The organism is Nostoc sp. CmiVER01 (genome assembly GCF_034531135.2).
GTDB lineage: Bacteria > Cyanobacteriota > Cyanobacteriia > Cyanobacteriales > Nostocaceae > Nostoc.
Genome location: NZ_JAVRBU020000006.1, coordinates 92,051 through 112,084, shown reverse-complemented (window position 1 = coordinate 112,084; position 20,034 = coordinate 92,051). Strand labels below are relative to the sequence as shown.

Here is a 20,034-nt window from a genome sequence, read left to right as displayed (position 1 = left end):
CGAATTAGGTTTTGGCTATCAGTATATTTAGCAAAAATCAAATAGGAATCCTATATGAATACGAATTTTTACGTAAGAATATTATTGAAGCTATACACTTGAATGTCAAAGGTGAAAGTTACGACTTTTTATAAGTTTTAATTTATGGACACTAAAAAGTATTTTTAATGAAAATATGTTGAAGTTTTAGCAATCGTCCTTGCGTGAATCCCAGCGAATTTAACTCATAGCCTTCCACGGCTGATGCTAGATTATTGTATTATTGCGATCGCCTTCTGGGTAAACAGGAAATTTTACTTACCGTCCCAGGCTTTCAGCCTCAAAAGTCTGATTTTGGATTCGCTGCTGAGTGTATACCTAATTTAGTTAGCAAAATTTTGCGTGATGCTGGCAGTATAAAAGTAGCGTTAATTTTTTTATGCCTAGAGACGATAAATCCGAAACCTCAAGCAGGGGTGCATCTGCGAGCGTTGGCTAGGAAGATTTTTTAAGTGAATTAAAAAGTCGAATTTCTAAGGCTCAATTATAGACGGTAGTTGCAATTAATAAAGAATTAATATTGCTCTACTGGCAAATTGGGCGAGATATTCTTAATCGCCAACAGCAGCAAAGTTGGGAAGCAAAAGTTATCAATCATCTGGCGGCTGACTTGCAAAAAGCTTTTCCACGAAACGCTTTTCACGTACTAATCTTATGTACATGAGAGCATTCGCTGAGGCTTACCCAGACGAGCAAATTGTCCAAGAACTTGTTGGACAAATTCCTTGGGGTCATAATGTCCGTATATTGGATACTGTTAAAGATCAAACAGAACGCTTATGGTACATATAACACACTATCCAACATGGCTGGAATTGCAATGTTTTAGTTCACCAGATTGAAAGTAAGCTTTTAATCTATAGCCTTCTGTCGCTGATGGTGTAAAAACCACTTATACAACTCTGGATTATTATATGTCTGCGTCCAAGAGTCGTGCTGGGCTTCTGGGTAAACTGTAAATTTTACATAACCGTCGCAGGCTTTGAGTGCAGAAACCATGATTTCAGACTCGCTTAAGGGAACTACATTATCTTTGGCTCCGTGAAATGCCCACACAGGAAGATTTTTTAGATTACGTGCTGCTTGTGGATTACCACCGCCACAAATAGGCGCGATCGCAGCAAATCGTTCTGGCTGTGCTGCTGCTAAATGCCATGTTCCATAACCACCCATGCTTAAGCCAGTCAGGTAAACTCGATCTGGATCAACAGGATAGGATGCAATAACTTGATCCAAAAAGGTGCTTAATCGCTCTACATTCCAATATTCACCGCGCGGACATTGGGGTGAAATGACAATAAAAGGAAAATCCGCCTGTTGTTCTACAATCTTGGGAACGCCGTACTTTTTCACATCATCTAAGTTAGAACCTCTCTGACCCGCACCATGTAAAAATAGGATTGTTGGCAAAAGTAGCTGTTGTGTTTCGTTGCGTAGGCGCAGCCCGTCGTAGACATCGTCTGCGTCTGCATGTACCCCATTGGGCAAGAATAGCAAATAGTTGTAGCTGTCGGTAGAACTAACTTGTCGTTGTAGTGGCGGCATAGCGTTAAAAATTCTGTTAGTTCAACTTTTGCGAACAGCAATAGTATAACTTGGGCGCTGTGTTGCTTCTCGTTGAGTTTTAACTAACCGAAAGTCATTATCTATATATAGATGCTCTAAAAAAGAAGTAGCTAGGTAAACTTTTTCAAATTTTTTAACAGTATTTCTGTCTATATTTTTTAATTTGACTTCTTGCTGTAACTCTATATTTGGCGCTGCTTTCTGAAATTTAGATTCAACTGTTGTTGTAAACCACTCCTCTGCATCGTCAATTGTCAATGGAATTTCTCTATTCTTCAACGCTTGGAATATTCCAACATTTTTAATATCCCATTGCTCATGTCGAACGGAATACTTTTGCAACACCATTAAGTCACAAGCTGGCAGCTTTGACGCAAATTTTTGCCAAAAACCAGACTGATGTCCTGGTGCATAACGGGCAATATTTGCATAGTAACCATCATTATGAAAAATTTGGTAAGACTGCTCGTGTATCCTACCAGGTAAAATATCTTGAAAAGGTATAGTAGACCATATCGGCATCCATACTCCTGGGACGATCGCCACTTGCTCTGCAACTTTGCTAAAAGGGTTACGTCGGCTCAACTCTGCAAAATATGGTGCTAATTCATTTTTATAAAATTCTACTTTAGTCTTTAACGGCTCTAGATCGCGTCCCTTAACAAGTTCTAAAATTTGATTTTTAATTTCTGGCGTACTCCAATATGCCAACTCTTTGGTAGTTGTGACATTTGCCATTACCGTCTATTGTGGGAAAATTCCCAGATTTTGATTGCGTTATTAATACACTAGCTTGCTCAAAGAAGACAGATACGGGGACGCAAAGAAATAACTCTCCCTATCCCTGTGTCCCCGTGTCTCTTTAGTGAAGGGCTACTACCAAATCCGATTTCCATTTTCGTCAACTCGTGCTGCCCGAATTACGTCAGAAATTTCTTCAGCATCTTTGACGTGGTGTAGTGCTTTTTTCTCACCATCGGGTTCATCTACAACAAAATAAGTCGGGACTGTAATTTTGTCGCCTGTAATATCTGGTACATCATCTACAGCTACCTGTTTAGCCTTTTCTTCAACAGATTGAGACTCATCAGCAATTTTATCTCCTGGATTTGCTGTTAAGTTTCTTTCATTGACGTTGGGTTCTTGGCGCAAATGTGTATCCTCAGCCACTGGTTGATTAATTTGGTTTTCTTGATTTTTATCAGTCATGATTTTTCTAGGTATTGAAAATACTAGCTTTACTAAATTACATTTTAAAAAATCGAGGATACAAAGAGTTCTTTCTCTGGAGAGACTTTGAGAAGAACACGTCTTAGGTTAGATATTTACTTTGATGAATTTACTTCTTTAGTTGAAATGGGGTATATTTCCCTCCCAATGCTTCTACAATTGTACGAGTATTGGCTTCCATCATTTTAATGTATGAATCTCCTGGACTTCCCTTAGCGCCAATTGAATCAGAATATAGTTGATTTGGTGCTAATTTAACTCCTGCTTCTTGGGCAACAGTTTTAATTAAAGCCGGGTTAATTGTAGTCTCAGCAAAAATTGCCGAAATTCCTATTTTTTTTATTGACTCTACCAATCGCTGAACTGTTTGAGCGCTTGGTTGTTCTTCGGTACTAATACCAATTAAAGTACCTGCGATCGCAATCCCATAGGCATGTCCATAATATTGGAATGCATCATGGGTTGTTACCAGTTTGCGCTTGTCTGTGGGGATAGTTTCAATCTGTTGATTAATCCAACTATGCAACTGTTTTAATTCATTAGTAAGTTGCAACGCCTTTTGAGTAAATTTTTCTCTATCTTCAGGTGATTGCTTAATCAAACCATCCCGTATTGCATTCGTCATGGCGATCGCATTTTCTGCACTACCCCAAACGTGCGGATCTGGTACAACTTCTCCTTTGCCTTTATCGAGCTGCAAAGATTTCACAACTTCCCCTACAGCTAACTTTTGCGCCTTATCACCAGAAGCATTCATCAATTTAATCAGCCCCGGTTCCAGGTTATAGCCGTTATACAAAATCAAGTCAGCTTCTTCCAAAACCCTGCTGTCTGCTGGTACTGGTTCGTAAACATGGGGATCAGTACCCGGTTTTAGGATTCCACTTAGTTGAATCTCGTCTCCTGCAACCTCTTGTGCTAAATCAGCAATGATAGTACTTGTTGCAACCACTCGCGGCTTGTCTCCCTTAACAGTGTTGGAGTTAGAGTCTTTCTGGGTACAACTGAATAAAGCTAAAGACGCAAGCATTCCCAAACAAAGTCGAAAAAGAATTTTTCCCTTCATTCTGCTGATTATTCCCTCGCCGTCAGGATTACTGGCGTCTATCTCTAGTATTAGTTTCATTTATCTTGGATATTACATCTAATTATAGATTTTTTCATATTTCTCTCATTTTTATAGTAAGCTCAAGAAATAAATATTTAAACCTGATTATGAAAAATGCCTTTTTTCCTGCAAAATTGAGCCTATCCCAGACAAAAATAGAGGAAATGCCTGTAAAAACTCTCAATGCTTTTGACACGAGTTCTAAAGCAGCAATTAGCATTGCCCATTTAGGGGTATACTACCGGACACAAGAAGCCTTAAGGGACGTTAACTGCATCGTCAAACCGGGAAGACTAACGGGTATTTTTGGCCCCAACGGTGCTGGCAAAAGTACGCTGATGAAAGCAATGTTAGGCTTGGTTCCTGTTAGTAGTGGTACGGTGCTATGCGAAGGCAAACTCTTGATGCAACAACTAGAGAAAGTTGCCTATGTACCACAACGTAGCCAAATTGACTGGACTTACCCTGCCACAGTCTGGGATGTAGTAATGATGGGACGGGTAAAGAAAACAGGCTGGTTGCGTAGCTTCTCGACAGTTAGCCGCCAAGTAGCGAAAAATGCCATAGAAAGAGTTGGCATGAGCGAATATTGCGATCGCCCCATTGGACAATTATCAGGAGGACAACAACAACGGGTATTTTTAGCCCGTGCTTTAACACAGCAAGCAGAAATCTTCTGCTTTGATGAACCTCTAGTAGGCATTGATCAAAAAACCCAGGCAGTGATTTTTGAAGTGTTCCATGAACTCGCCGCCGATCACAAAATCGTGCTAGTAGTCAACCACGACTTAGGGGAATCAATCACTCACTTTGATGATTTAATATTACTAAATCGTGAATTAATTGCCACAGGTTCACGCCAACAAGTACTTACACAAGAAAATTTAAATCTTGCTTACGGTGGTAAAGTAATGTACTTTTCAGATGCTGCATAAAATGTCATTGGTAGCGAATAACAAATGAGAAATGACAAAATATGTTACAAGCATTAATTGAACCGTTGCAATACGGTTTTATGCAGCGATCGCTAGTGATTGCGATTTTAGTTGGGATGTTGTGTGCAGTTGTAGGCAGCTACTTAATGGTACAGCGACTCGCCTTGCTGGGTGATGCCATCAGTCACTCAGTTTTACCAGGACTAGCGATCGCTTTTATGGTAGGAGCAAATATATATATTGGGGCATTTATTGCCGGAGTTATCAGTACAATGGCGATCGCCTGGATTAGAGTGCGATCGCCAATTAAAGAAGATGCGGCAATGGGCATAGTTTTTTCAGCATTCTTTGCCCTTGGTATCACCCTAATTACTGTTATTCAAAAAGATAACAAAATTGACCTTAACCACTTTCTTTTCGGTAACATTCTCGGTGTTACTATTGATGAAGTGCGGGATACTGCTATTATTGCCACTATTGTTTTAATAGTTGTTCTTTTATTATATAAAGAGCTTTTATTTTACACATTTGATCCTTTAGGCGCTCAAGCCGCAGGTTTGCCCGTCAATCGGCTAAACTTTGGACTGATGGTGCTAATAGCTTTAACAATAGTCGCCAGCATGAAAGCTGTTGGTGTGATTTTAGTATTATCACTTTTAATTACACCAGGAGCTACCGCCTATTTATTAGTTAAACGCCTTAATCAAGTAATGATTTTGGGTGCGGTAATTGGCGTAATTTCTAGTATTAGCGGCATGTACCTCAGCTATTTTTATAATTTACCCTCTGGGCCTGCGATCGTTTTAGTAGTATCAGGATTCTTTATTTTGGCGTTGTTATTCAGTCCTAAATACGGTATTTTTACCTTGAGTAATAGAAAGCTCACATCATAATCTTTGAATTACGGTGATTTCCCAGCGTATATCTATACTGCTTTAGTTCAGGTATGTTGCCACAGATGGGTGGAGAAAAAACTGAGTCCTTGTCGGATGTGTCTGAGCGAAATTATGACGATTGCGAACGCCTTTCACAAGTCTGGGTATCAGACATTTAAGCTACCGTCGAAGGTATAACATCGGTGATTACACCTTTTTTTGAAAGCGGCTTTGCATGAAATCGACATTTAATTTTAAGATTTCTTAGACTGCCAGTTATTTTTATCGCTTCGGCATCATCTATTACTGTGAACCAACTTTTCTTTTCTAGCTTTGTATTTTTCATGAAGATTATCCGTCAGAGAATCCTGAGATAGTACCATTTTTTTTGGAAATTACGCACAAATTCGCTCCGGCTACTGCCACGCCTCATTTAATCTCAGCACCTTGCTATACTACTGATTCGCTTGCGATCGCAAACTTTCTAAAGCCCCCTGCAAAAACTTACCCCATTCTGCTGCCAAAGGGATTTCTGTAAACGGAACCCGCACTGAATCAGTAGATTCTGAAAATAGAAATTCTAACTCTATAGAACGACCTTTTTCTGGTATATTTTCTAAATCTACTTTTTTGTCATCGACTAAAAGAGATACTTCTTTAACATCGAGCAAAGAGAATGTTTCTAGTTTAATAGGCCCTTTAGGCGTAGGTTTTCCCCAAGTTAAATTGTTGCCTTTTTGACCTAATACTGAATAAATATCGTACTTAGCCCGTTCAAATTGTTCTGCCCAAGCGCGATAAGCTTCAACTTTTTGATATTCCTTCGAGCCTTGCCAAGCCAACCAGAAAAACATGACTAATAACGGCAACCACAAAAGACCACGTTCCATCGTTTAAAAAATTCCTGTTCTGAGTGAAACTTGTAACTAAAAGTGCCAAATCCACCACTAAAGGATGGAGATAAGTTATGGTAGTGAGCAAACTGGCAAAAAGCGGTGATGAGTTAATATGAGAAAGCTTATATTATTGTGCTTGTTTGTCATTGGGCTAGGATCTGCCATATTTGGTTTCCTGAATTTCCAGGGATTGGCAGCTAAAGGAGAGTTTGAGACGATTTTGCTTGATTTTCGGGAAGATATTCCATCACTGGTTGTAGAACAGGATCTGCAAGCGATCGCCAAACAATACAACGTTACACCCCAATTAGACAACAAGTTTTCCAAAAAAGATAATGTTTATATTATCAAGGGCGATCGCCAACGGCTCAAAGAACTGAAAAAATCTCAGTTTGCCCAAGCTACAGAATTCATTGAACCAAACTATATCTACAATAAGATTCCTCAACCCGGTAAAGCAGCTTGGTTGGGAGAATTTTTGAGACCCCAAGAAGATGATGATGAGACAACCCCCTCATTAACTGGCCCCAATGACCAATATTACAGCAAGCAGTGGAACTTGCACAAAATCGGCATTGAAGGCGCATGGAGTCAAACTAAAGGCAGTGGTATCACAGTTGCAGTAATTGACACTGGTATTACCAAGGTGCGTGACTTGTATGAGACAAAATTCGTTAAAGGCTATGATTTCGTTAACGACCGAGAAGAAGCCACAGACGATAATGGTCACGGTACCCATGTTGCCGGAACTATAGCCCAAGCTACAAATAACAAATATGGCGTAGCTGGAATTGCTTACGAAGCCAGTCTGATGCCGCTAAAGGTACTTAGTTCTTTTGGTGGCGGTACTGTTGCCGATATTGCCGAAGCGATTAAATTTGCTGCTGATAAAGGTGCAGATGTAATTAATATGAGCTTAGGCGGTAGCGGTGAAAGCAAGTTGATGAAAGAAGCGATCGACTATGCTCATAGAAAAGGCGTAGTTATCATTGCCGCAGCCGGGAATGATAACGCCAATGGGGCAGGCTATCCAGCCCGCTATCCTTACGTCATCGGCGTTTCCGCAACTGGCCCAGATGGTGAAAGAGCGCCCTACTCTAACTTTGGTGCTGGGGTAGATATCTCTGCTCCTGGTGGTAGTGAAGCTGGTAAGATTCTCCAAGAAACTATCGACGAAAAGGGCGAAGGGGTATTTCTGGGCTTCCAGGGTACAAGTATGGCTGCTCCCCACGTTGCTGGTGTTGCGGCATTAATCAAAGCTGCTGGCATCAAAGAACCAGATGAAGTCTTAAAAGTCCTCAAACAGTCAGCGCGAGTTATCCAGGATGATGGTTTAAACTATTATGGCGCTGGACAACTCAATGCAGAAGCAGCAGTCAAACTAGCCTTTAGCGGACAAATCAGTTTTCCAGATTTCTTTCGCTGGTTACGAGATAACGGCTATCTTAACCCCGGCTTCTGGATTGATGGTGGTGCAGTAGCACTCTTACCCAAGGTTTTAATGGTAGTTGGCTCCTATCTACTGGCTTGGTTTTTACGGGTTTACTTCCCCTTCACTTGGAGTTGGTCTTTATTTAGTGGACTAATCGCTGGCAGTTCCGGGTTATTCTTCCTCAAAGGAATCTATATTTTTGATCTTCCCCAATGGCCTTTCCGGGTTTTGGGCAGTTCAATTCCTGAACTAGGCAATACTCTCCAGGGAACCCATGCATTGAATCCTTTATTTGCTAGCGTACTGATTCCCATTGTGTTAATGGCATTGCTGCTGGGACATCCTAGTTGGAGATGGTTTGCCATTGGTTCAACTTTAGGTGTAGCAGCGTGCTTGACAGTAAGTGCGTTTTTCGATCCCGCAGTTATGGGTTTGGGAAGTGGTCACTTAGCACGCCTCTTCCTCATTGCCAATGCCCTAATCTGTTATGGACTTGCTCGTTTAGCATTAAAAAACGAAGAAAAAATAGCATAATACCGCAAGGCGGAAGTCAAAAGTCAAAAGTCAAAAGTTTTGTATATCAAAGCTTTTGCTTGTTTCAAATGGTAGCTTGATTTCCGCCGTGCTGTAATAAATGAGCACAAAGCATGAGGTATTGGGCATTGGGAATTGGTCAATACATTAATAGTTTTATTCTTCCCCTACTTCCCCTGCCTCCCCTGCTCCCTCATACCCAACTCCCCACTACCCACTACCCACTTCTCATGAGCATTACACTTACAGGTACAATCGAACGCCGTGATATTGGTACAGGCGCATGGGCGTTAGTTACAGAAGAGGGCGTTACTTACGAAATCCTCAGAGGGGCTGACAAAGACTTGCTCAAAGCCGGACAAAAAGCAAAAGTTAAAGGACAGGTACGTGAAGATATCATGACAACTGCCATGATTGGCCCTGTCCTAGAGGTTAAATCTTTTGAGGTAATTTAGTTTTGACTAGCTGGGGAATTTAGAACCTCTTGAAGACGACTTCTAAACTCCCCTTTGGGATGACCTCCTTTTACTTCACCCACAATCTGAAATTCCCCTTCTGGAGAATTGCAGATGATGTAAGTAGGCCACCCCATTTCTGATTTATCAGGATACTGAGTTAATAAAATCTTGCGATACTTGCGGTAAGCGGCTGTATCCTGCATTTTTACATCGATAAATTCTAAACCCAGTTCTTCAGCCACCTTTTTGTCATAAAAAGACATTTTGTGGCAGATGCCGCACTCTTCTGAAGAGAACTTAATTACAGCTAAACTCATGGGTTGGGGACTCTTTGATTTTAGACAAAGTTTTTTAGCATAATGCTATGAAATATTACCATATAGCTGGTCATTCTTGGCAAATTAATAGTGAAACCCTGAACCAGTAACTTTTTCTCCTTCCCTGCTTCTAGTAGGGAGAGCAATTTTTTGGGAGTAAGGGTCAAAATGTAGAAAAAGAATTAAGAATATGATTAAATATCATAGCAATCATTTTGATATGGCATCTTTAGCTCATAATAAAAAGAAAGCAATTCAGGAATGGTGCGATCGCAATACTCAAGGTCTACCAACAGTAGCAACAAGTAGAATAATGCACTACAGTTATGTAGGCGGTGTCTAACAACAAGCCGCTACGCATCTAAGCCAAAAAAAACCCCCAGTGGGTGTTAGCCAACCAGGGGAGTTAGTTATCAGGGTGCATCTACCAATTAAATGTTCTCAGGTTGAACACCATACTCCGGATAAATTTGTACAAAGGTTAGTTATTAATTAAAATAAAAAAACCCCAGTTGGTGTTAACCTAACTAGGGAGTGAGTTATCAGGGTGCATCTACCATTAATCTTTTCTAGGGGCAGCCAGTATCTTCCGGAGAAAATAGTCAAAATCGGGGTTGATAGCAATGTCTACGACGGGCTACGCCTACACAACTAGAAAAAACCCCCAGTGGGTGTTAGCCAACTAGGGGAGTGAGTTATCAGGGTGCATCTACCAATAATCTTTTCTACAGTAAATGGGTCGCTACCGGATAAATTAGCAGAGGTTGAATTTGTTACTGTTTGTTTATCAAATAAAAACCTCAGAGGGGTTAGTTATCAGGACTAATTTGCCAATTGAATAATGGGTGTACCAGCCCCTACGGTGAAGTCAAAAGTTAAAAGTCAAAAGTCAAAAATCAAGCATGATTGTTGCTTTAAGGCTTACGCACAAGAAATCGCCCAAACCCCTGACAAAGTTTGCTCTTAGCATAGCGATCGCAACGCAGGAGTGCATAGGATAGGAACTACTCAAAGGGTTCCCCGACTTTTAAAGCTTGCTAGCAAGAATGTCTTGGAACAGGAGAAGCAACTGGCGTAAGCTCATTTAAATATAGGTTTCAGGCTTTTAGTGCGTAAGTTTTGTGCTTACTTCCTTCATAAAAAAACCCCCCAGTGGGCGTTAGCCAACCAGGGGAGCTAGTTATCAGGGTGCATCTACCAATTAAATGTTCTAGGTTTAACCACCATGTTCCGGATAAATTTCTGAGAAAATTGATTTTTCTGTTGTTTCAAAAAAACAAGAGTGGATATTAACTAAATTAAGGGAGTTCTAGATCAAGGGACATCCCATCTACTAATCAAGTATTCTAGGGTTAAGCACTATTTTCTGGTAAAGAATATCTGCGTCGGAAGTTGCTGTTGTTTGCCAAAATAAAAAAAAACCCCCAGTGGGTTTTAGCCAGCTAGGGGAGTTGAAGATCAAGGTGCATCTACCAATTAAATGTTCTAGTCGCAAGTAATCCGATCCGGATAAAGTTGTAAAGGCAGAAAAAGCAAAACAACTAGAATTCAGAAACATTCAGGGGTGGGATGCATCTAAGTTATCAGAGGGAGCGAAAAATCGACTTGAAACTTTCGCGTTTCAAACCAGATTTAGGAGGCAAACAGGAGAAACTGTGACCCAGGAATTCCACATTTCGGTAACTCCTGTAGGGCGAAATGACTACTTGGTGCGGACGGAACAAGTCGCGCCTGGAGTACCATTGGCAGAAGAATTGGTGACTTGGCCTGTAGCTGATTGGTTAACAACTGCTGGGCATTTGATGAATGATCCGTTGAAGTCGGTGTTGCAAGGAGATCCATTCGCCTCTGGTGGTCACGAAAGCGATATCGCCAGAAACTCTGTTAATTTAGTGGTTTTAGGTCAACAATTTTATAACGCCCTATTTCAAGGTACTCTCAGGGATAGTTGGATTACTGCCCAAGGTATTGCCCAGAACCATCAACAAGTACTTCGCTTACGGTTGGGACTAAAAGACACTAGATTAGCTCGTCTGCCTTGGGAAGTGATGCACGCTGGCGATCGCCCTCTGGCTACCGGGCCTTATGTCGCTTTTTCTCGCTTCCAAAGTGGAATTTTGGGAGTTTCGCCTTTGCGATCCCTGCGGGGGGCTACGCCTACGCAAAATATGCCCACACCACTACAACAAGGTGGTGTAAGAGTATTGATGGTAATTGCTTCCCCCTCAGATCAAGTCCGCCTTGACCTACAGACACAGGAAGCTATCAAACTGCAAGCGGAACTTCACCGTATACCACGAATTGCTGAAAATAGCAATCATTTCCCAGAAATTGAACTCACTGTATTAGACCAACCAGGGCGGGAAGAACTGACGCAAGCTCTAGAACAAGGCAGATATCATGTTCTCCACTACTCAGGTCATAGTAACTTAGGTGCCAATGGCGGAGAAATTTATCTTGCTAGTCGCAGAACTGGCTTAACAGAAATATTAACTGGGGACGATTTGGCTGGTTTGCTCGTCAACAATAATATCCAAATGGCAGTGTTTAACTCCTGCTTGGGGGCGTACACAGCTGCATCTGATCCCTCTGGAGATACTGGCGAACGAAATCTGGCAGAAAGTCTGGTGAAGCGCGGAATTAGAAGCGTTTTGGCAATGTCAGAACGGATTCCTGATGAAGTGGCGTTGACGCTCACCCAATTGTTTTACCGCAACTTGAGTCAGGGATATCCAGTAGATTTGTGCGTCAGCCGGGTACGCCAAGGATTAATTTCTGCTTATGGTTCTCACCAGATGTATTGGGCATTACCGATTTTATATCTCCAGCCAGAATTTGACGGTTTTCTGAGCCAGGAAACTGAGTTATCGGATGCAAAACCCAATCAGTATAATTCGCCTTTAGGGGCAACTTCTACGATGTACTCTGCTATGGCAGACGATAGCGAGATGCCTTTAGGGATGGAAGATATGATTCCTTCTGGTTTGGCGCGTGATTCTGGGTTGGACTGGCTAGGTGAAGATACTTGGGGCGATCTTGTTGATGAAATTGAGTATGATGATCCAAGCTATGCAGAAGATTGTGCTATAGTTTCGGATTTATTTCGTCAGCTAGATAACCAAACAGCTCCAACTGAACTGGATCAACAAATTTCAGAAAATAGTCTTCAACAAAGCCACTCAGAAGAAATGACTTCTTCGCAAGAAGAAGCAGATTTGTGGGGTGAAGCCCCAACACCGCCGCCTCCAACTCCTGGAAACTTGGAAGGAAATTGGCAAAATTCTGCTGATTTTTTGCGTAGGCGTAGCCAGCCGCAGGTATCGCAACCAGCCCTACCAGCATCTCGTACCCGTCGCCGCCAGTTGTGGCCGATTGTGGGTATTGTGGGGATCAGTGCGTTAGTAGCTGCGATCGCTTTAAATTGGTGGTGGCATCGATCCCAGCAGCCAATTCTGCCTAGCATACCAGTAATTCCTACCCAGTCTTTACCTATTCAAAAGCAGCAAAATATCGACTTACAGACAGCAGAGACTGGAATTGTCACCGCCACGGCAACAGAAAAGTTGAGCCAAGGCGACTTGCAAAGTGGGTTATTGGCTGTAGAAGAACTACTCAATCGAGGCGCACTGACTGCGGCTGAAACTGCCCTGAAACTGATTTCAAGTAAACAAGCTGACGATCCATCAGTGAACTTTTACAAGGGACGGTTAGCTTGGCAGTCTATCCAAGTCGGAAACAATAACTATAGCGTCGATGATGCCCGCCGTTACTGGGAAATTGCTGCAAAAGCTAACCCAGAATCGCTTTTGTATAATAACGCTTTGGGATTTGCTTACTACACTGAAGGCGATCTAAATCGAGGTAATGATTCTTGGTTTAAAGCTTTGAATTTAGCTCTTAAAGAGCAGAATACAGACTCAACATCTACAAAGACAGCAGTACCTCAAGATGCTTTAACTTCCTATGCTGGTTTAGCTCTTGGACTGTATAAATCTGCACTGAGTCAATCTAATGGTAAGCAGACACAATATCTGAAAGAAGCGATCAAGTTACGACAATTAGTAATCAAGTCTGATCCAGTAAGTTTTCAGGTAGATAAATTAGCTAAAAATTGGCTGTGGACAGAGAAGGCGATCGCAGATTGGCGATCGCTCCTTCAGGAAAAAGGTGAAGAGCAGTAAGATGTAATTCGTCGCAAGCAAGTGAAAAGGGCGGTTAGAAACCGCGTCTACACAGGCAAAACCCACGGAGGTGGGTTTCAAACCCTCAATTTTTCCTTAGTCCGCACAGGCGGACTTCATTTGTATAGGCAGGAATTCCATTCGCCGAGGCTTTTATTTGTTGCCTTGAAACTGCTTAATAATATTGCTAATTAAAGGCAACTGTTCCAGTACCATTTTTGTTAAATCTACAAAAGATTTCTCCGAAAGGCGGTCATCTTGACGGAGTTGGAGAACGCCGATTAAGACAATAAATATTGCTGTACCAATAATTGCTAAAGCTAAATAATGAAATGGTAGGGAACCACCAAAAAATGCAATTAAACAAAATACAACTACAAAAACAAATAAATAGAACATTCCGTTTCTAAACGCAAATGGAAGTGTAATCTGCACTTCTGGTTTAGAATTCTCTTCTTGTTTAGATGGTTCTGTCATAAAATTATTTTCTTGCTTTGATGGCTGAATTACATTAACTGTTCCGACATTCCCCCCAATTGTTACTGAGGGATTAGGGAGAAAATCACCACTCTTCTGCTGTTGTGCTTTCAGTAACTCCCTTCTATCCATCACATCATCAATTAAGCCTAAAACATCAACCATTTGATAGCTTTTTTGACATTGAATGCGTTCTTGCTTATCGGCTACAAACTGTCGCAATATCTCAAAAAAGTAAAAGTGTGGCTCTTGGCTATCTTTGCAAGTGACACAATTACAGGGAATTAACTTGTTGTACTTCAGTCGCTTGTACAAATCATGAATTTTATCGAGTTCATGTGTAACTATGGTCATCAAATCTCTTTTGTGACGACCTGAGACTCGAATCTTAATCTCCCGCTTGCCGTAATATTCAATCACCTCTGCCTTCGTCTGGTCTTTGCTGAGAACAACACCGCTTTTCCAGACACATTTTTGTTCATTTATTAACTCATGGATGGCAACGATGAATTGGGTGATGATCCCCTTGGGCATGAACTCGTAAGTGTAACGCAGAATCAGGTTGTTGGTTTCATCCCAGTTATAGGGGGGTTGATTAGCAGATAATAGTTGTGGGGCAATATACTTTCCTTGGCTTCTAGGAATTTCGTAGCACAGCTTGAAGTTGATCATCAGGCGCAATAGTTCATCATGCATCGTGGCGTATTTGTCTTCACACCAGATGCTTGCCAAGTCAGACTGGGTGAAACTGCCCAGTTTGTGAATCACCTTTTCATTATCCAGCACTTTGTAGACTGCATCAGTTCCCCACTTGGGTTTGAGAATGATAGTCTTGTTTAAAAGTGGGTCTTCCTGGAAGTGCAAGCATACTCCCAAATCATGCAGATAGCCACTCAACTGCAACTTATCATTTCTTTGGGTGAACCCATTTTGTTCGCAGATGCTCAGGTATTCATCCAAGCCGATATAATTACGTGCGTCACTTTCCAAAGCTTCCCGGACTCTCACCCAGGTTTTTGGGAGGGGACTGCCTATATGGGGCAGGTTTTTAACGTGATGCTTTATTTGTTCTAAAACTTTTTCCAAACCTCTGTTGTCAGCAAGATTTGTTGGTAAAGTCTCCTTTAAATTAGTAAACTGCCCCCGTAACTGGAGTTCATTAATCTCCCGGCGGCGGTTTTGCTTCTCGTTTTTAACGATTAGTAGCGGACTGTTATCGCTCAACAGTTCTACAACATTCAGCCAATAATCAAAATCCGTGTCTTCTTTGCGGGTATCTGCCACTAAGAGATAGAGAGAACGTTTGGTGAGGAAAAACTGGTGAGTTGCATGGTAAATCTCTTGTCCCCCAAAGTCCCAAATGTTAACTCGAAATTCTCGTCCATTTTCTATTAGAAAACCCCACTGAATAACCTCAATTCCCTTTGTTGAGTCTTCCTCTCGGAGTTGATAATTTTGATCTTCAATTTTTTTCGCCAGTGTTGTCTTCCCTGCTCCTCCTTCGCCAACAATTAGTAACTTGGCTTCACACAGATAATCTGTGCCTTCTGCTTCCAGTTGCCGGAAATAATTCTTAATCGCCTGAAGACCTTGTGCAACAACTTCTGGTGGTGGTTTTTCGATGGAGTTGCCCCTTAAATTCAGGGAGGTAAGTTGTTGCAGGCGGGTAAACGTTTCTGGCAGTATGGTTAATTGATTATGGCTTAAATCCAGGAAAGTGAGTTGTTGCAGACGGGCGAGTGCTTCTGGGAGCGTCGTTAATTGGTTTTCGTTTAAACCTAGATAAATAAGTTGTGGCAGGTTAGTGATCGCTTTTGGGAGTGTCTTTAGTTGGTTGCCGCTTAAATTTAGGATGGTTAATTGTTGGAGGCAGGTAAGTGCTTCCGGGAGCGTCGTTAATTGGTTGCCACTTAAATTCAGGGAGGTGAGTTGTTGGAGGCAGGCAAGTGCTTCTGGCAGTGTCGTTAATTGGTTGCCGCTTAAATTTAGGAAGATAAGTTGTTGTAGACGGGCAAGTGCTTCTGGCAATGTCGTTAATTGGTTGCCGCTTAAATTCAAAACCTCCAACCATTCTAGTTCAAACACCTCAGCAGGAATATCTATTAATTTTTCTTTATTATCAGTACTCCAAGGATTGCTTAAATCTAATTCTTTAAGCTGTTTCTCTTTCGCTTCTCGGATTTTTTTAAGAAAACGTTGAGGCGTATTTGTCATACTGAGGTTCATCTGTCAACGAAAGTTATATCTAATGCCCCTGATTTGCTGGACAATTTCGCAAATATTAATATTTTGCCTTAATGCCAACAACCGCCATAGGTTAGAAACATAGGGCTGTATAGCAAAAGTCCTTTTAAGAGAACTAAATTCTTTCCAAACTTAGGTTTTAGTCCACTTGAGTGGCTTTGGCTATTGGTTTCTAGAACTTCAGTTTCAGGCGATCGCGGCTACTAATTAAAAATGCTGCAAGATATCAAAGCAATCGGGTGCATCCCATTTTTTATTTTTCGATGATATAAAAATAAAACTGTCATTGCGAGGAGGAACGACGAAGCAATCGCATGGACTCGTTTTTAGCTCAATACCTTGCGATTGCTTCGCTTCGCTCGCAATGACAGAATCCGTAAAAAAGTGGGATGCTCCCAAAGCAATCTACTATCCTATGTAACACTACATAAGTGCTAAGAATTTTTACTGTATCTAAAAATAATTTATCATCACCAATAGCTTAGATTGGCTTGTAAACGAGTCTTTAATACTCGTGAATGAGTCTTTGATACTCGCCGACGAGTCTTTAATACTCGTGAATGAGTCTTTGATACTCGCCGACGAGTCTTTGATACTCGTGAATGAGTCTTTGATACTCGTGGACGAGTCTTTGATACTCGTGAATGAGTCTTTGATACTCGTGGACGAGTCTTTAATACTCGTGAATGAGTCTTTGATACTCGTGGACGAGTCTTTAATACTCTTTTACTTTTTTAGCCGTTTTTTACGCTACTTCTCCAGCTTGAAAAATCTGTTCAGCAGTTAAATTCAACTCTGGAAACGCTAGCGACTGAATGCGATCGCTTCCCCTAAATTGTCTAACTTGATACTCACCTTCAATTAGTTGGTAAATCGAGATAGTTGGTTGTTTAGGATTACCAATAAACCGCCTACTACCTAAACCTAGATAGTCTACAATCCAATATTCAGGTATTCCGACCTCCTCGTATTTACCTGCTTTGGTAAAATAGTCGTCTCGCCAGTTGGTACTTACCACCTCAATTACTAAAGGAATTGATGCCGCTTGGCTTACAGTAGATTCTTTTTTCCACAGAGGTTCATTTACTAAATTAGAGTTATTCAACAACAGTACATCTGGTGAGTAAGCTGCTTCGCTCTGAGTCGGTTTAATGAATGCTGTTTTTGGGATGAAATAAGGTAGCTTTAAACGTTTGTATTCTGTAACTATTTCCCCAACTAAAAATCCAACAATTTGTTCATGTTCACCTGTAGGAGGAGCCATTTCAACAATTACTCCGTCATGCAGTTCATAACGTCGTTGTGAGTTTTCTGGATACCAAGTAATAAATTCATCAAATGTTACTAGTTTGCGTAAGGTTTGAGTCATGCTTTCCTCTTGCTTTATGTCAAATTTGATCCCTCTCCAAACTTCTCCCCGACACGGGGAGAGGCTTAATCAGCGAACTGAGGTTAAACTTTCGTCGCAGCCGCAGCAGGTAAACTCACTTTCAATCGCTTAAACATCGCTTCTCTTGCTTGTGCAGCGAGGCTATCGTCAAAAGGTTTTAAGCTAATTTCCTGCTGATACTTTAGCCGCAGTGCTGTTTGAATTAACCAGTCGGCGACAAAGGGATTTTTCGGTAATAAAGGGCCGTGAGAATAAGTAGCGATCGCATTCTGATAAAATGCTCCTTCTGTCCCATCTTCTCCATTATTTCCCAAACCGTACACCACGCGCCCCAATGCTTCCACTTTTCCCAGTTTTGTACGTCCGCCGTGATTTTCAAAGCCTACCAAATATGGTGTGCTACCGGTCATCTCTTTTAAATCTTGCGCTAGCCGTGAAGCTGTCACTTCGATTACCAAGTTACCAATACAACGCTTAGTATTTTCACCAGGATGCACGGAAACTAAATCGAGTATTCCCAAACCATCAATCCGTTGTCCTAAGCCTGGTTCATAATAATGTCCCAGTAATTGGGGTGAACCACAAGTAAATACTCCTGGTGTTCCATTTTCGATTTTCTCGCGCATCGCGTCAGCTTTTGCACCTTGCAAATCACGCATGACAATTTCTTGCTGACGATCTTGTGCGCCACCACCAACGATGACATCTACAGTTTTTATATCTGCGGCTGTGGCATTTTGATCTAGGGGTAATACTTTAACATCATATCCCCGCCACTCGGCGCGACGTTCTATAGTAATTACATTACCGCGATCGCCATAGGTACTCATCAGCGTCGGGTACAACCAACCAATTGTTAATTCCAAATTTTGATAACTCACATTCATAATTCGTAATTCGTAATTCGTAATTCGTAATTCGTAATTGGATTAGGTGTTGGGAACTAGGTAATGAGAAAAATTTCTCTCATTCCCCACTCCCTACTCCCCAATTTAAAGAATTTTCCGCCCAGTCAGAACTTCTCGCACTTCTAGCATGGCTGAGTAGGTGGGCAGAATGTGCAGAGTTTCATTCTCTGGTGTATGCTCTAATGCAGTTGCGATCGCTTGTCGCAAATCTTCTTCGACAATTAAATTTAAGTTACTCTCAGGGGACTTTTGGCTGTAACGTAGACGTAGTGCCATATCATAAACGCGATCGCCACTCACTACTAAAGTCCCGCCGCGTTCGACTAATTTCTCGGTATCCACGTCCCAAATCCAGGATACATCAGTGCCATCGGGTGTGCGATCGTTCAAGACTAGCAGTGTGGTTTTATCTGTGCTTTGAGTAACTACGCGAATAGTTTCATTCGTTCCTACAGGATTTTTTGATAACAATATCCGTACCCGTTTACCGTTAATTACTAAATCTTCCGCACGACCAAATGCAGCTTGAAAGGTATTAATAGTATCTCTGATTGTTACTTCATCAACTCCCAACTCAATAGCGGCAGTAACAGCAGCTAAGGTATTATATTTGTTGTACAAACCAACTAGAATTTGCGACCATTCACTACTTTCTAAAGTCGGTTTACTTTTACTAAAACCACACTTGGGACAAGTAAAATCTCCCAAATGAGACAAATAAACACCTTTGTAATCTAGAGAATGTCCACATTTGGGACAATAAATAGAATCAACGGCGTGAGGAATTGCTTCTAAATAATGTTCTGGCTCATTCAAGCCAAAAAATAACACCCGTTGGGGTAACTGCTGACCAAGGTTAGATAATGTTGGGTCATCAGCATTGGGAATTACCACTGTTTCTGCTGGTAGCGTAGAAATAACTTTTGTCCAACGTTTACTAATTGTGTCTACTTCGCCGTACCTATCAAGTTGGTCGCGGAACAAGTTTAAACAGAGAATAATTCGCGGCTGGAGTGGCGTTAATACTCTTGGGACAATATTTTCATCAACTTCCAAAATGGCATAATCAGTATTTAGCGTACCTAGTAAGTTGGTGCTTTCTAACAGCGCCGTCATCAAACCATTTTCCAGATTTGCACCTGTAGAATTATGAGTAACGCGGTAGCCTTTGCGTTCTAGTATTGTGCATAAAAGCAGGGCTGTAGTGGTTTTGCCGTTAGTCCCAGCAATTAAAATCACTCCGTTTTTAACTTGCTGACTCAATAATTGTAAAAGTCGGGGTTCAATGCGACGAGCAATTGAGCCTGGTAATACACTAGCAGCACCTAGACGGAGCGATCGTATTATAAACGTTACACTCTTTGCCACTGACACCGCAAAACCCAATCGCAGCCTATCTATGAATTGTATTTTCTTTCCCACATCGGTATCCTAGTCTTCTGGC

The 20,034-nt window shown here is 41.4% G+C and carries 16 protein-coding genes and 1 pseudogene; 7 read left to right on the top strand and 10 right to left on the bottom strand.

What is annotated here, in order from left to right; genetic code table 11:
- Window positions 1-559: 559 nt before the first annotated feature.
- Window positions 560-831, top strand: a pseudogene (locus tag RMZ43_RS11230) (DUF1016 N-terminal domain-containing protein).
- Window positions 832-891: 60 nt separating this feature from the next.
- Here RMZ43_RS11230 and RMZ43_RS11225 read toward each other — a convergent pair.
- The 4 genes from RMZ43_RS11225 to RMZ43_RS11210 all read right to left on the bottom strand — a co-directional run bounded on the left by RMZ43_RS11225 (window position 892) and on the right by RMZ43_RS11210 (window position 3,961).
- Complete coding sequence (locus RMZ43_RS11225; protein WP_322656184.1) at window positions 892-1,584, bottom strand: prolyl oligopeptidase family serine peptidase; 693 nt, start codon at window positions 1,582-1,584, stop codon at window positions 892-894.
- A 21-nt stretch (window positions 1,585-1,605) separates the two neighbouring features.
- Complete coding sequence (locus RMZ43_RS11220) at window positions 1,606-2,343, bottom strand: hypothetical protein (protein ID WP_322656183.1); 738 nt, start codon at window positions 2,341-2,343, stop codon at window positions 1,606-1,608.
- A 138-nt stretch (window positions 2,344-2,481) separates the two neighbouring features.
- A complete protein-coding gene (locus RMZ43_RS11215; RefSeq protein WP_322646530.1) occupies window positions 2,482-2,814 on the bottom strand; it encodes a hypothetical protein in 333 nt (110 codons plus the stop codon).
- Between the two features lie 130 nt (window positions 2,815-2,944).
- Window positions 2,945-3,961: a metal ABC transporter substrate-binding protein gene (locus RMZ43_RS11210; RefSeq protein ID WP_322656182.1), complete on the bottom strand. Its 1,017-nt coding sequence runs from the start codon at window positions 3,959-3,961 to the stop codon at window positions 2,945-2,947.
- 146 nt (window positions 3,962-4,107) lie between these two features.
- On the opposite strand from RMZ43_RS11210, the gene RMZ43_RS11205 reads away from it, so the two are divergent.
- Both RMZ43_RS11205 and RMZ43_RS11200 read left to right on the top strand, forming a co-directional pair.
- Window positions 4,108-4,878, top strand: coding sequence for a metal ABC transporter ATP-binding protein (locus RMZ43_RS11205; RefSeq protein WP_322656181.1), 771 nt, complete (start codon window positions 4,108-4,110; stop codon window positions 4,876-4,878).
- Window positions 4,879-4,919: 41 nt separating this feature from the next.
- The gene (locus tag RMZ43_RS11200; RefSeq protein WP_322656180.1) at window positions 4,920-5,771 is read left to right on the top strand and encodes a metal ABC transporter permease; all 852 of its coding nucleotides are present in this window, start codon (window positions 4,920-4,922) and stop codon (window positions 5,769-5,771) included.
- Window positions 5,772-6,208: 437 nt separating this feature from the next.
- Here the strand turns inward: RMZ43_RS11200 and RMZ43_RS11195 are convergent, their stop codons facing one another.
- Entirely contained in the window at window positions 6,209-6,643 is a 435-nt protein-coding gene (locus tag RMZ43_RS11195) for a hypothetical protein (protein WP_322656179.1), read from the bottom strand.
- 118 nt (window positions 6,644-6,761) lie between these two features.
- Here RMZ43_RS11195 and RMZ43_RS11190 point away from each other — a divergent pair, with 118 nt between their 5' ends.
- Both RMZ43_RS11190 and RMZ43_RS11185 read left to right on the top strand, forming a co-directional pair.
- Window positions 6,762-8,615 (top strand): S8 family peptidase, encoded by a 1,854-nt coding sequence (locus RMZ43_RS11190; RefSeq protein ID WP_322656178.1) that lies wholly within the window; start codon window positions 6,762-6,764, stop codon window positions 8,613-8,615.
- Window positions 8,616-8,845: 230 nt separating this feature from the next.
- Window positions 8,846-9,070 (top strand): hypothetical protein, encoded by a 225-nt coding sequence (locus RMZ43_RS11185; protein ID WP_322656241.1) that lies wholly within the window; start codon window positions 8,846-8,848, stop codon window positions 9,068-9,070.
- Here the strand turns inward: RMZ43_RS11185 and RMZ43_RS11180 are convergent.
- Complete coding sequence (locus RMZ43_RS11180; protein WP_118170230.1) at window positions 9,067-9,390, bottom strand: thioredoxin family protein; 324 nt, start codon at window positions 9,388-9,390, stop codon at window positions 9,067-9,069. The two genes, RMZ43_RS11185 and RMZ43_RS11180, sit on opposite strands and share 4 nt — an antisense overlap.
- 190 nt (window positions 9,391-9,580) lie before the next feature.
- On the opposite strand from RMZ43_RS11180, the gene RMZ43_RS11175 reads away from it, so the two are divergent.
- Together RMZ43_RS11175 and hetF are read left to right on the top strand one after the other, a co-directional pair.
- Entirely contained in the window at window positions 9,581-9,733 is a 153-nt protein-coding gene (locus RMZ43_RS11175) for a hypothetical protein (protein WP_322656177.1), read from the top strand.
- Window positions 9,734-11,045: 1,312 nt separating this feature from the next.
- Window positions 11,046-13,571: a cell division protein HetF gene (gene hetF / locus RMZ43_RS11170; protein WP_322656176.1), complete on the top strand. Its 2,526-nt coding sequence runs from the start codon at window positions 11,046-11,048 to the stop codon at window positions 13,569-13,571.
- Between the two features lie 153 nt (window positions 13,572-13,724).
- Here the strand turns inward: hetF and RMZ43_RS11165 are convergent, their stop codons facing one another.
- From RMZ43_RS11165 to RMZ43_RS11150, 4 genes are all read right to left on the bottom strand, one after another.
- The gene (locus RMZ43_RS11165) at window positions 13,725-16,262 is read right to left on the bottom strand and encodes a COR domain-containing protein (RefSeq protein ID WP_322656175.1); all 2,538 of its coding nucleotides are present in this window, start codon (window positions 16,260-16,262) and stop codon (window positions 13,725-13,727) included.
- A gap of 775 nt (window positions 16,263-17,037) precedes the next feature.
- A complete protein-coding gene (locus RMZ43_RS11160) occupies window positions 17,038-17,661 on the bottom strand; it encodes a Uma2 family endonuclease (protein WP_322656174.1) in 624 nt (207 codons plus the stop codon).
- An 83-nt stretch (window positions 17,662-17,744) separates the two neighbouring features.
- Window positions 17,745-18,569 carry a type 1 glutamine amidotransferase gene (locus RMZ43_RS11155; RefSeq protein ID WP_416212475.1) on the bottom strand — a complete coding sequence of 275 codons (825 nt, stop codon included), beginning with the start codon at window positions 18,567-18,569 and terminating at the stop codon, window positions 17,745-17,747.
- Window positions 18,570-18,674: 105 nt separating this feature from the next.
- Window positions 18,675-20,012, bottom strand: a complete 1,338-nt coding sequence (locus RMZ43_RS11150) for a Mur ligase family protein (RefSeq protein ID WP_322646517.1) — start codon at window positions 20,010-20,012, stop codon at window positions 18,675-18,677.
- Between the last annotated feature and the right edge of the window lie 22 nt (window positions 20,013-20,034).